The sequence below is a fragment of the Sphingobium trunci genome (assembly GCF_022664535.1).
Taxonomy (GTDB): Bacteria; Pseudomonadota; Alphaproteobacteria; order Sphingomonadales; family Sphingomonadaceae; genus Sphingobium.
Map to the genome: position 1 here is coordinate 296,836 of NZ_JAKUJY010000002.1, position 11,306 is coordinate 308,141.

The window sequence follows — 11,306 nt, forward strand, 5'->3', positions numbered from 1 at the left end:
GCGGAGGGGTGAATTGTCTTTCAGTCCGCGCGCTTCACATATTCGCGCTCATACACATCGACGACGATGCGCGTGCCGGTGACGATATGCGGCGGCACCATGACGCGCACGCCATTGTCGAGAATGGCGGGCTTGTAGCTGGCCGAAGCGGTCTGGCCCTTCACCACGGCGTCGGCCTCGACCACGGTCGCCTCGACCGTTTCGGGCAGCTGCACGCTGATCGGACGCTCTTCATACATTTCCAGCATCACCATCATGCCGTCCTGCAGGAAGGCGGAGGCATCGCCCACCAGATCCTGCGGCAGGTTGATCTGCTCATAGGTTTCCGTGTCCATGAAGACGAGCATGTCGCCCTCGGCATAGAGATACTGGAAATCCTTGGTGTCGAGGCGGATGCGCTCGACCGTCTCGGCCGACCGGAAGCGGACGTTGTTCTTGCGCCCGTCGATCAGATTCTTGAGTTCCACCTGCATATAGGCGCCGCCCTTGCCGGGCTGGGTGTGCTGGATCTTCACGGCGCGCCACAGGCTGCCGTCATATTCGATATTGTTGCCGGGACGAATCTCGACGCCGCTGATCTTCATGGGAAGAGCCTGCCTATATGTCTGAAGGTGAAAAGAGCCGGCCTGTTTCGAGGCTGCGCGCGCCCTTACATGGCTAAGGGCGAAAGGGCAAGGGGGAGCGGCCTATCGCGGTCGCGCCAGCAGGGGATAGGGGTTGATCGCGCGCCCGCCGTGCCATGGCTCGCCCGCGCCCATCTCATGCACGGCGAAGTGCAGATGCGGCGCGGACGGATCGGCATTGCCCGTGCTGCCCACGCTGGCGATCCGCTGTCCGCGCCGCACCGCCATCCCCTCCCTGACGCCCGGCGCATAGGCGTCGAGATGCGCGTAATAATAGATGCGCCGGCCATCGGCGGAGCGCTCATACAGCGTCCTGCCGCCCTCCGCGCTCCAGAACAGCTTTTCGATCCGGCCGTCCGCCGCCGCCAGCACGGCCCGGCCCCGCGCCGCCATGATGTCGATCGCGTCATGCGCCCGCGCACCGCTCGCCCTCGCCTGCGTGAAAGTATCGGTCAGGGCTGTCGGCGGCACGCCTTCGACCGGAATGAGCAGTTCGCCCGCCCCGGCCGAAGCGGGCCGGAGCCCAGGCGCGGGCGCATCCGCGGGCGCGTCCGCGGGCACGATCCGCACGCACAGGCGCAGGAAGGCAAGACAGAGCAGAAGCGTCAGACCAACCCCCGCCCAACCGCCTGTCCTCATTCCTGAAACACCGCCTTCACGCCCGATTTCACCATCTGCGCCAGCCGCGCCGCATCCCAATTGGTCAGGCGGATGCAGCCATGGCTTTCCGTCCGGCCAATGAGTTGAGGTTCGGGCGTACCGTGAATGCCATAATGCGGCTTGGACAGGTCGATCCACACCACCCCGACCGGCCCGTTGGGACCGGGCTTCAACACCGCCTTCTGATCCGTTGCGGAGGCATCCCAGAACAGGTCGGGATTATAATGAAAATCGGGATTGCGGCTCAACCCCTTGATTTCCCATGTTCCGATCGGCAGGGGATCATGCTGCGATCCCATGGTGGCGGGAAATTGCGCGATCAGCCGGTCCTGCGCATCATAGGCGCGCAACACCCCGTCGGACTTGTCCACCACGATATGATCGGCCTGCGTCTGGTCCTTCGCCACGCCCAGCCCGGCAAGCGTCTCCCCCCATCCGCGCTCATCGCCCTCTATCCGCGCCACCGGCTGGTTCGCGATGGCTGGCACGCGGATCGTCGCGCCCGCGCCCACCCGCGTATCGGGCCGGTTGAGCGCCACCAGCACCTCCGGCTTCGTATGGAAACGCTCGGCCAGCTTCTCCAGCAGGTTGCGATACCCCAGCGCGGGCAACCTCGCCTGTTCGTTCAGATCCCTGGGGACGGCAAGGAACGGCCCCTTGGCAAAGCCTTCCGGGATGCGCACCAGCCAGGTAGCCGGTGGCGGCCGGTCGCCCAGCAGCGCCTTGGCCGTGGCCTCGTCATATCGGCCGGTCGGCGGCAATCCCCTCGCCTCCTGAAATCCCTTGAGGGCGATGGTGAAGGACATACCCTCCTTCCCGTCGAGCACGCCCGGCGAAAAGCCCGCCCGGTCCAGCGCCACCTGCGCCTGGAGCACCCCGTCGGTCCGCGCGGGGGCTCCGGCGGGTTCGGGCAGGATGGCAAAGGCGTAGGGATCGGCGGCGGGGGGATCGGCGGCGGGCTTCGCCGCCTGCGCCTGCGGTTGCCGGGTCTGCGGGGAGGAGGCATTCTCATTGCCCTCCGTCACCGACATATTGCAGGCCGCGCACAGCAGGCAGAGCACAAGGCTATGTTTTTTCACCGGCATTCTCTCCTTTTATGGAAAGAACGCACGGTTTGGCAGAAAGCTGCCTGCCGGGCCGGTCAGCCGCCCAGCAATGGGGCAAAGGCCGCCACGCCCGCCCCCGGCCCCGCGTCATGGTTCCACACCGCCCCGCTCACCGCCAGGAAATCGGCACCCGCCCTGACCAGCGGCAAGCCATTGTCCGCCGTGATGCCGCCGATCGCCACGCAGGGCAGTTCGAACAGCGCCGTCCACCAGCTCAGGATCGACGGATCGGGCCGGTGACGGGTTTCCTTGGTGGCGGTCGGATAGAAGGCGCCGAACGCGACATAGTCGGCCCCCGCCTCCCCCGCTTCCATGGCAAGGTGCCGGCTGTCATGACAGGTCACGCCGATCTGCACCGAGGGACCGAGCAGCTTGCGCGCCTCGCGCGGATCGCCGTCGCCCTGCCCCAGATGAACGCCGTCCGCCCCCAGCCGCTTCGCCAGCGCCATGCTGTCATTGACGATGAATGCCACGTCCCGATCTGCGCAGAGCCTTTGCAGCGGTTCGGCGGCGCGGGCGACGGCATCTTCGTCCAGCCCCTTGAGGCGCAACTGGAAGGCTGCGACCTTGCCCGCGTCAAAGGCTGCGGCAAGGCCGTCCGTGAATCCGGTCCCGATCGCAGGCGGGGAAATCAGATAAAGCTGGCAGGGCGGGCGAAAGCCCTGTTCGAAACGGTCGGCGAAATGCGGATCGAGCGCCAGTTCTTCGTCGGTGAAATCGGTCATGGGCTCCGCCTTAGCCGCTTTTGATGCTGTTGGAAAAGGGCGGAGCCGATCCGTGCCCAGCCGCGTTCCCCCTGCATGATCAGGATCGGATGTTCGGGATGGAATTACCGGGATTGGCGCGGCCGCTTCTATCCCGAGAAGCTGGCGGCGAAAAACTGGTTCGCTCATTATGCCGGGCAGTTCGACACGGTCGAGATCAACAACAGCTTCTATCGCCTGCCCCGGCCGGAAACGGTCGATAAATGGCGCGAACAGGCGCCGACCGGCTTCTGCTATGCGGCCAAGGCGAACCGTTATCTGACGCAGATGAAGAAGCTCAAGGACTGCGAAGAACCGCTGGCCAGGATGATGGCGTCCTTCGCGCATTTCGGCGCGACCTTGGGACCGGTGCTCTATCAGCTCCCGCCGCATTTCGCGCTCGACCTGCCAAGGCTGGAGGCATTCCTTCGCATCGCGCCGCGCGATCCTGTCCCGGTATTCGAGTTCCGGCATCCCAGCTGGTATGTGGATGAACTCTATGCGCTGCTGGAACGGCACGGCGCGGCGTTCTGCGTGCATGACATGCCCGGCTCGGCCAGTCCCCCGCTTGCCGCCGGTTCGACCGCCTATGTCCGCTTCCACGGCACGACCGGCAAATATCGCGGCGGCTATTCGCGTGACAGGCTGGCGGACTGGGCCGAATGGATGAAGGGACAGAGCCGGGAGGGCCGTACGGTCTGGGCTTATTTCAACAATGATTATGACGCGCAGGCCATTGCCGACGCGCGGATATTGAAGGAAGCCGCCGGGCTCTGACGCCCGGCGGCTCCATCCGGATCAGGCCGCCTTCCTGGTCGAGGCGCCGTGGATTTCGTCGATCGCTTCAGCCAGCGAGGCGTTGAACTCGGCTTCGCTCATCTGATGGCGCAGATCGTTCAGCAGCGCGCGGCTGAAGCTGGCGATGATGCCGCGATTCTTGGCCAGCTCGACACAGGCCTCCGACCGCGAAAAGCCGCCCGACAGCGCCACCACGCGCAGCACGCGCGGATGATCGACCAGCGGATCGAACAGGCCGGCCTTGGTCGGCAGCGACAGCTTCAGCATCACCTTGTCGTCGCCGGTCATCGCGTCGAGATTCTTGAGAAGTTCCTCCAGCAGGATCTGGTCGGCCTCGGCGCGCTCCGGGCTCTTGATGTTGACTTCCGGCTCGATGATCGGGACCAGGCCAGCGGCCAGCACCTGCTGACCGACCTCGAACTGCTGCCTGACGACGGCGGCGATGCCCTCGCGGTTGGCAAGGTTGATGACCGAACGCTCCTTGGTGCCGAACACGCCCAGCGCCTTGGCACGGTGCAGCAGCGTGTCGAGGCCCGGGTTGGGCTTCATCAGCTGCACGCCATTGGCTTCGTCCTCCAGCCCCTTGTCGATCTTGATGAAGGGCACCACGCCGCGCTCGATCAGCGCCTGCGGCACCGGCTTGCCACCGGCCTGCCCGTCCATGGTGCGCTCGAACAGGATCGCGCCCAGCACCTTTTCGCCCGAAAAGACCGGCGAGGTGATGATGCGGCTGCGCATGGCGTGGATCAGGCCGAACATCTCTTCCTCATCGCTCCATGCGCCTTCCTCGATGCCATAGCCCTTGAGCGCCTTGGGCGTCGAACCGCCGCTCTGGTCGAGCGCCGCGATGAAGCCGTTGCCGCCCTCGATCTTCGCCTTCATGTCCTCGAATTGCATCTGCACATACCTTTTCTGTTGGCGCCGCCCTCCCGGCAGCGCGTCGGTCAAACGGGACGCCTTGCACGGCATCCCACGGTCGAGCGAAGCGCGCCACTCTCCAAGGCGCGCACCGCAACCTTTTCAGGTTTTGCGGGGCTTCCGTTCAGGGCGAGGCGAAAATGGTGGATTTCCAGAACCGGCGCAGTGCGACCCACAGGTCGTGAGCGCCGGAAGCCCGGAAAACCGCCATTTGCAGCCCGCCATGGACTGAAACCTCCAAAACCTAAGCCATCAGCGCCTTGACGCCGGGCAGTTCCTTGCCTTCCATCCACTCCAGGAAAGCGCCGCCTGCGGTGGAAACGAAGCTGAAATCCGCAGCCACACCGGCATGGTTGAGCGCTGCGACGGTATCACCGCCGCCTGCGACGGACGTCAGGCCGCCTTCCCTGGTGAGCGCGGCGGCGGTCCTGGCCAGCGCCACCGTGGCCTTGTCGAAGGGTGCGATCTCGAACGCGCCCAGCGGTCCGTTCCACACCAGGGTCCGGCAATTCTTGAGCGCGTCGCCCAGCGCCTCGACAGCGGCCGGGCCGACGTCCAGGATCATTTCATCCCCGGCCACCTCATGCACGTTGCAGGTCCGCAGGCTGGGCGGATTGGCGGCGAATTCCTTCGACACCACCACATCATAGGGCAGGTGGATGGTGCAACCGGCCGCTTCCGCCTTTTCGAAGATCGCCTCGGCCGTCCCGGCCAGATCCTTCTCGCACAGCGACTTGCCGATATCGACGCCGCGCGCATAGAGGAAGGTGTTGGCCATGCCGCCGCCGATGATCAGGTGATCGACCTTGGCGACAAGGTTGTTCAGCACATCGAGCTTGGTCGATACCTTCGCGCCGCCGACGACCGCCGCGACCGGCTTCACCGGCTCGCCCAGCGCCGCCTGCAACGCATCCAGTTCCTTCTCCATCGATCGCCCGGCAAAGGCAGGCAGCTTGTGCGCCAGCCCCTCGGTCGAGGCATGGGCGCGGTGCGCGGCGGAAAAGGCATCGTTGACATAAAGGTCGCCGATCGCCGCCATCGCCTCGACCAGCGCCGGGTCATTCTTCTCTTCCCCGGCATGGAAGCGGGTATTTTCCAGGATCGCGATATCGCCGTTGCGCATCACCTTGATGCCGTCGACCGCCGCCTCGCCCTGACAATCGGGGATGAACTGCACGTCGCGGCCCAGCACCGCCGTCAGCGGCCGGGTGATCTTCGATAGCGAGAATTCCGGGTTCTTCTGCCCCTTGGGACGGCCGAAATGGGCCAGGATCAGCACCTTCGCGCCGCGGTCGGCCAGTTCCAGTACGGTCGGCATGGCGGCGCGCAGGCGGGTGTCGTCGGTCACGGACCCATCCTGCATCGGCACGTTCAGATCCTCGCGCACCAGCACCACCTTGCCCGTGATGTCCCCCATGTCGTCGAGTGTCTTGAACGGCTTTGCCATGATCGCTCCCTGTAAAATCACATTGCAGTCTGTTGAAAAACCCCGCCGGATCGGTCCGGCGGGGCTTTCGGGTCTTAGAGGAACTTCGCCACGATACCGGTGGTATCGATCATGCGGTTCGAAAAGCCCCATTCATTGTCGTACCAGCTCAGCACGCGGACCAGCGTGCCGTCGATCACGGCCGTTTCCAGGCTGTCGACGGTCGAGCTGCGCGGATCGCCGTTATAGTCGATCGAAACCAGCGGCTCGTCCGAATAGCCGAGCACGCCCTTGAGCGGCCCCGCTTCCGAAGCGGCCTTCAGCAGCTCGTTGACTTCCTGCACGCTGGTCGCGCGCTTGGCGATGAACTTGAGGTCCACGACCGAGACGTTCGGGGTCGGCACGCGCACCGACGAACCGTCCAGCTTGCCCTTGAGTTCGGGCAGAACCTCACCCACCGCGCGGGCGGCGCCCGTGGTGGTCGGGATCATCGACAGGGCAGCGGCGCGGGCGCGGCGCATGTCCTTGTGCAGCTGGTCCAGCGTGTTCTGGTCGTTGGTGTAGCTGTGGATCGTGGTCATGAAGCCCTTTTCGATGCCGACGGCATCATGCAGGACTTTCGCGAGCGGCGCGAGGCAATTGGTGGTGCAGCTCGCGTTCGAGATGACGATATCGTCGGCGCTCAGCGTTTCATGATTGACGCCGAACACCACCGTCTTGTCGACGCCCGTCGCCGGAGCCGAGATCACGACGCGCTTGGCGCCCGCGGTCAGGTGCGCGCTTGCCTTCGCCTTGTCGGCGAAGATGCCGGTGCATTCCAGCGCGATGTCCACGCCCTGCGCGGCATGCGGCAGCTTGGCGGGGTCACGCTCGGCGGTGACGGCGATGCGCTTGCCGTTGATGATCAGCGCGTCTCCATCCACGCTGACGTCACCGGCCCAGTTGCCATGCACGCTGTCACGCTTGAACAGCAGGGCATTGGACTGGGCATCGCCCAGATCGTTGATGCTCACCAGTTCCAGATCATGGTCGGTGCGCGAAAGAATGGCACGCGCCACCAGACGGCCGATGCGGCCGAAACCGTTGATTGCTACCTTCGTTGCCACTGCACTTGTCTCCCGGATTGACGGTTGGTCTAATTTCAGTCGAGCGCTGCCACGATCTGCGGCGCGATCTTCGCGGCGGTCAGGCCGAAATGATCGTACAAATCTTCCGCCGGCGCCGAGGCACCGAAGCTATCGATGCCGAACCGCAGCCCCGCAATGCCGGTATAGCGCTCCCAGCCGAAGGTCGTTCCTGCCTCGATCGACGCGCGCAGCACATGGTGCGGAAGGAGATCATCCTTATACGCCTGCGGCTGCGCCTCGAAATGCGCCCAGCTCGGCATGGAAACGACGTCGGCGCCGATGCCCTGCTCCTCCAGCAGCGCGGCGGTGGCAACGGCGATTTCGACCTCGGAGCCGGTGGCGATCAGCACCACCTTACGGTCGGCGCCCGCCGCCTTCAACCGGTAGGCGCCCTTCGCGCAGAGATTTTCAGCGACCTTCTCCGTGCGCAGCTGCGGCAGATTCTGGCGGGTCAGCGCCAGCACCGACGGACCATCCGCATCCTTGAGCGCCAGTTCCCAGCATTCCGCCGTCTCGACAACGTCCGCCGGACGATAAACGTCAAGGTTCGGGATCATGCGCAGCGACATGACATGTTCGATCGGCTGGTGGGTCGGACCATCCTCACCCAGACCGATGGAGTCATGGGTGAGCACGTGGATCGCGCGGATTTCCTGCAGCGCGGCCAGGCGGATGCCCCCACGCATATAGTCGGAGAACACCAGGAAAGTGCCGCCATAGGGAATGACGCCGCCATGCAGTGCCATGCCGTTCATCGCGCAGGCCATGCCGAACTCGCGAATGCCGTAATAGACGTAGCGGCCGGAATAATCGTCCCTGGTGAGCGGCCCGGTCGACTTGGTCTTGGTGTTGTTGGACCCGGTGAGGTCCGCCGAACCGCCCAGCGTTTCGGGCAGCAGGTCGTTGATGGCGCCCAGCGCCAGTTCGCTCGCCTTGCGGGTGGCGACCTTCTGCGGGTTGGCGATCAGGCTGTCGATATAGGCGTCGAGCGAGAAACCGGCGGGCAGCTCGCCAGCCATGCGGCGCGAAAATTCCGCGCCTTTCCCGCTGTTTGCCAGACGGCCTTGCCATTCTGCGCGAACGCCCTCGCCCTTGGCGCCGATCGCCTTCCACGCGGCGGCGATGTCGTCGGGGATCACGAACGGCTCTGCGGTCCAGCCCAGGAACTCGCGGGCGGCGGCCACTTCGGCCTCGCCCAGAGCCGAACCATGGACGCCCGACGTGCCCGCCTTGTTGGGCGCGCCATAGCCGATCTTGGTGGCGCAGGCGACCAGCGACGGACGCGGATCGGCCAGCGCCTCGTCGATGGCGCGGCGCACATCGGCGACATCATGCCCGTCGCACGACACCACATGCCAGCCGGTCGCGGCATAGCGGGCGCGGACATCCTCGCTGCTCGACAGGTCGACCGAACCGTCGATGGTGATCTTGTTGTCGTCCCACAGCACGATCAGGCGGCCCAGCTTCAGGTGGCCGGCCAGACCGATGGCCTCATGGTTGATGCCTTCCATCAGGCATCCGTCGCCGGCCAGCACCCAGGTGCGATGATCGACCAGATCGTCGCCGAACTGCGCATTCAGATGCCGCTCGGCAATCGCCATGCCGACGGCGGTGGCCAGGCCCGACCCGAGCGGCCCGGTGGTCGCCTCCACGCCCGCCAGCTCGAAATTCTCCGGATGCCCGGCGCAGGGGCTGCCCAACTGGCGGAAATTGCGGATATCCTCCATCGTCGGACGCGCATAGCCGGTCAGGTGCAGCAGCGAATAGATCAGCATCGACCCATGGCCCGCCGACAGCACGAAACGGTCGCGGTCGGCCCATTTCGGCGCCTTGGGGTCGAACTTCAGATAATCGCCGAACAGCACGGTGGCGACGTCCGCCATGCCCATCGGCATGCCCGGATGGCCGCTGTTGGCGGCCTGGACCGCGTCCATGGAGAGCGCCCGGATGGCGCTGGCGAGGGACTTTTCGGAGACAGTCATCGAGGCGGCGTCTTTCCTGCTTGCGATCGGCCCCCTGTTAAGGCCTGCGAATCGAAATTGCGCCCCCTTTGTCGCCTCCGGGACAAGGCGTCAACCATGGCCAGCCCCAGGGGTGCGCCCAGTCGCCTCCAACTCGCCCAATGACGGCTTTTGCACGGTGAAAACTTTGTCTATGGCAGGATGCATGGCAAGCGACCGGATGATGAAGGCGATCGCCACGCTGGAGCGTGCGATCAGCCAGCTCGAACAGGATATGGATGGCCTCTTATCGGCCGCTCCCTCCACCCAGTCCTCTCCCGGCGAATCCTCTCCCGGCATCGACAGCCTGGCGGCGCGCGCGGCGCTTCAGTCGCTGGACAATCTCATCACCGAATTGAAGGGGCAGACCGGTGGCTGAAACCACATTGCACATCGCCGGGCGCGTCTATGACATACGCTGCCGCGACGGGGAGGAAGCCCATCTGGCCAATCTCGCCAACCTGATCGAGCGCAAGGCGCGGCTGGCCCAGCAGAACACGCCCGGCCTGACGGAGGTGCGCACCCTTTTGTTCTCGGCCCTCTTCCTCGCGGACGAACTCAACGACCTGAAGCGGGAAGCGATCGGCCGGCAGCAGAGCCTGGCCCTGGAACCGGAGGATGAACCCGCCGTGCGCGCGCTCGAATCCCTCGCCGCCCGCATAGAAAAGCTGCGCGACCGTCTTGCCGCCGCCACGGCGCAAGCCTAAATAGAGTGGCGACGGGCACTGCGCGGTACGAGCTTTAGCGAACATCCCTGAGGCGATAATCACATCCACGGGGACTGTCCCTGGGCGGGCTCCGGCCCGATCTACATGGTTCCCACCTGACGTTGAGGCGTCAGAGGATTTTCCAGCACACGGCCGAGGCGGTCCCGTCACCCTCCTCCCCCAAACCCGGATCGAATCAGGCCCCTCGATGAGCGACGACACCGACAAGACGAGGCTGCGCGCGCTGGCGCGGGAAAGGCGGCGCGCCTTCCTGTCCATGCTCGATCCGCTGGCCCACCGGCTCGCCTTCAAGGTGATCCCCTCCCCGCTCGCGCAGCGTCTGGCGGACGCGCGGATCGTGGCACTCTATATGGGGCTGGACGACGAGGCACCGGCCCAGCGGCTCGCGGCGCCGCTGCAGGCCATGGGCAAGACCGTCGCCCTCCCCCGCGTGCTGGATCGCCTGGGCTCCATGGATTTCCTGCAATGGCGGCCGGACGAGCCGCTCCAGCCCGGCCCGTTCCGCACCAGCCATCCCGATCCGGGCGAGGGGCCGGTGGTGCCCGATGCCATCATCGCGCCGCTCGTCGGCTTCGACCGGGCGATGAACCGGCTGGGGCAAGGCGGCGGTTATTATGACCGCGCCTTCGCCCGCTATCCCGATGCGCTGCGGATCGGCCTTGGCTGGTCGGTCCAGGAACAGGAAAATGTGCCCGCCGACCCCTGGGACTTGCCGCTCCACCTGATCCTGACCGAAGTCGAACTGATCGAGGGCCTGCCGGAATGAGCATCGATCCCCGCCACGCCTACAAGCCCAGCTGGCGCAAGCCTGCGGGCATGTTCATGATATTGGCCCTGATCGCGCTCTGGGCGGTGCTGGTGGGCAGCCTGTCGGGCCCGATCGGCCGCCTGCCGATGATCGTGCAGGTGCCGGTCTATATCTTCCTGGGCCTGATCTGGATCTGGGTTCTCCCCCTCAAACGCCTGCTCGCCTGGATGGAAACCGGCCGCTGGCGGAGTTTTTAACGCGGAGACGGGCGGATCGCTCAGTTCCCAAATCCTCCCCATCGAGAGATGGGGAGGGGGACCATGCGAAGCATGGTAGAGGGGAAATGGCACGACATCCACCGTTCCTCCCACCAGCGTCCGGCCATCCCCCTCGCACGCCATCCCGCAAGGGGATTTTTACGTCCAATAT

Annotated in this window: 13 protein-coding genes and 1 other RNA gene; 6 read left to right on the top strand and 8 right to left on the bottom strand. The window is 65.3% G+C overall.

What is annotated here, in order from left to right; genetic code table 11:
* Positions 1 to 20: 20 nt before the first annotated feature.
* From efp to thiE, 4 genes are all read right to left on the bottom strand, one after another.
* The gene (efp, locus tag MJ601_RS03505; protein WP_025549544.1) at positions 21 to 584 is read right to left on the bottom strand and encodes an elongation factor P; all 564 of its coding nucleotides are present in this window, start codon (positions 582 to 584) and stop codon (positions 21 to 23) included.
* 102 nt (positions 585 to 686) lie between these two features.
* Positions 687 to 1,262, bottom strand: coding sequence for a M23 family metallopeptidase (locus tag MJ601_RS03510; protein WP_242123279.1), 576 nt, complete (start codon positions 1,260 to 1,262; stop codon positions 687 to 689).
* Entirely contained in the window at positions 1,259 to 2,368 is a 1,110-nt protein-coding gene (locus MJ601_RS03515; RefSeq protein WP_245405623.1) for a L,D-transpeptidase family protein, read from the bottom strand. The genes MJ601_RS03510 and MJ601_RS03515 overlap by 4 nt, the downstream gene beginning before the upstream one ends.
* A gap of 56 nt (positions 2,369 to 2,424) precedes the next feature.
* Positions 2,425 to 3,114 (bottom strand): thiamine phosphate synthase, encoded by a 690-nt coding sequence (gene thiE / locus MJ601_RS03520; RefSeq protein ID WP_242123283.1) that lies wholly within the window; start codon positions 3,112 to 3,114, stop codon positions 2,425 to 2,427.
* Positions 3,115 to 3,189: 75 nt separating this feature from the next.
* Here thiE and MJ601_RS03525 point away from each other — a divergent pair, with 75 nt between their 5' ends.
* A complete protein-coding gene (locus tag MJ601_RS03525; RefSeq protein ID WP_242123286.1) occupies positions 3,190 to 3,909 on the top strand; it encodes a DUF72 domain-containing protein in 720 nt (239 codons plus the stop codon).
* Between the two features lie 21 nt (positions 3,910 to 3,930).
* Here MJ601_RS03525 and MJ601_RS03530 read toward each other — a convergent pair whose 3' ends face one another.
* The 4 genes from MJ601_RS03530 to tkt form a co-directional block, all read right to left on the bottom strand.
* Positions 3,931 to 4,827, bottom strand: coding sequence for a fructose bisphosphate aldolase (locus MJ601_RS03530; RefSeq protein ID WP_242123288.1), 897 nt, complete (start codon positions 4,825 to 4,827; stop codon positions 3,931 to 3,933).
* A 265-nt stretch (positions 4,828 to 5,092) separates the two neighbouring features.
* The gene (locus MJ601_RS03535; protein ID WP_242123290.1) at positions 5,093 to 6,295 is read right to left on the bottom strand and encodes a phosphoglycerate kinase; all 1,203 of its coding nucleotides are present in this window, start codon (positions 6,293 to 6,295) and stop codon (positions 5,093 to 5,095) included.
* Between the two features lie 74 nt (positions 6,296 to 6,369).
* On the bottom strand, positions 6,370 to 7,380 hold the full coding sequence (gene gap, locus MJ601_RS03540) for a type I glyceraldehyde-3-phosphate dehydrogenase (RefSeq protein WP_242123292.1): 1,011 nt from the start codon (positions 7,378 to 7,380) through the stop codon (positions 6,370 to 6,372).
* A 35-nt stretch (positions 7,381 to 7,415) separates the two neighbouring features.
* Positions 7,416 to 9,383: a transketolase gene (gene tkt, locus MJ601_RS03545; protein ID WP_242123294.1), complete on the bottom strand. Its 1,968-nt coding sequence runs from the start codon at positions 9,381 to 9,383 to the stop codon at positions 7,416 to 7,418.
* Positions 9,384 to 9,567: 184 nt separating this feature from the next.
* On the opposite strand from tkt, the gene MJ601_RS03550 reads away from it, so the two are divergent.
* The 5 genes from MJ601_RS03550 (at position 9,568) to MJ601_RS03565 (ending at position 11,134) form a co-directional block, all read left to right on the top strand.
* Positions 9,568 to 9,780, top strand: a complete 213-nt coding sequence (locus MJ601_RS03550) for a hypothetical protein (protein ID WP_242123296.1) — start codon at positions 9,568 to 9,570, stop codon at positions 9,778 to 9,780.
* A complete protein-coding gene (locus MJ601_RS03555; protein WP_242123297.1) occupies positions 9,773 to 10,108 on the top strand; it encodes a cell division protein ZapA in 336 nt (111 codons plus the stop codon). Before MJ601_RS03550 ends, MJ601_RS03555 begins: the two co-directional genes overlap by 8 nt.
* Before the next feature lie 12 nt (positions 10,109 to 10,120).
* Positions 10,121 to 10,277, top strand: a non-coding RNA gene (gene ssrS / locus MJ601_RS22075) — 6S RNA.
* A 39-nt stretch (positions 10,278 to 10,316) separates the two neighbouring features.
* Positions 10,317 to 10,895: a 5-formyltetrahydrofolate cyclo-ligase gene (locus MJ601_RS03560; protein ID WP_242123298.1), complete on the top strand. Its 579-nt coding sequence runs from the start codon at positions 10,317 to 10,319 to the stop codon at positions 10,893 to 10,895.
* Entirely contained in the window at positions 10,892 to 11,134 is a 243-nt protein-coding gene (locus tag MJ601_RS03565) for a DUF2842 domain-containing protein (protein WP_242123300.1), read from the top strand. Before MJ601_RS03560 ends, MJ601_RS03565 begins: the two co-directional genes overlap by 4 nt.
* The last annotated feature ends 172 nt before the right edge of the window (positions 11,135 to 11,306 follow it).

What these genes read in the sequence shown, in the direction of transcription:
- efp (WP_025549544.1), bottom strand. Translation starts at nt 584, where the DNA reads ATGAAGATCAGCGGCGTCGAGATTCGTCCCGGCAACAATATCGAATAT.
- MJ601_RS03510 (WP_242123279.1), bottom strand. Translation starts at nt 1,262, where the DNA reads ATGAGGACAGGCGGTTGGGCGGGGGTTGGTCTGACGCTTCTGCTCTGT.
- MJ601_RS03515 (WP_245405623.1), bottom strand. Translation starts at nt 2,368, where the DNA reads ATGCCGGTGAAAAAACATAGCCTTGTGCTCTGCCTGCTGTGCGCGGCC.
- thiE (WP_242123283.1), bottom strand. Translation starts at nt 3,114, where the DNA reads ATGACCGATTTCACCGACGAAGAACTGGCGCTCGATCCGCATTTCGCC.
- MJ601_RS03525 (WP_242123286.1), top strand. Translation starts at nt 3,190, where the DNA reads ATGATCAGGATCGGATGTTCGGGATGGAATTACCGGGATTGGCGCGGC.
- MJ601_RS03530 (WP_242123288.1), bottom strand. Translation starts at nt 4,827, where the DNA reads ATGCAATTCGAGGACATGAAGGCGAAGATCGAGGGCGGCAACGGCTTC.
- MJ601_RS03535 (WP_242123290.1), bottom strand. Translation starts at nt 6,295, where the DNA reads ATGGCAAAGCCGTTCAAGACACTCGACGACATGGGGGACATCACGGGC.
- tkt (WP_242123294.1), bottom strand. Translation starts at nt 9,383, where the DNA reads ATGACTGTCTCCGAAAAGTCCCTCGCCAGCGCCATCCGGGCGCTCTCC.
- MJ601_RS03550 (WP_242123296.1), top strand. Translation starts at nt 9,568, where the DNA reads ATGGCAAGCGACCGGATGATGAAGGCGATCGCCACGCTGGAGCGTGCG.
- MJ601_RS03560 (WP_242123298.1), top strand. Translation starts at nt 10,317, where the DNA reads ATGAGCGACGACACCGACAAGACGAGGCTGCGCGCGCTGGCGCGGGAA.
- MJ601_RS03565 (WP_242123300.1), top strand. Translation starts at nt 10,892, where the DNA reads ATGAGCATCGATCCCCGCCACGCCTACAAGCCCAGCTGGCGCAAGCCT.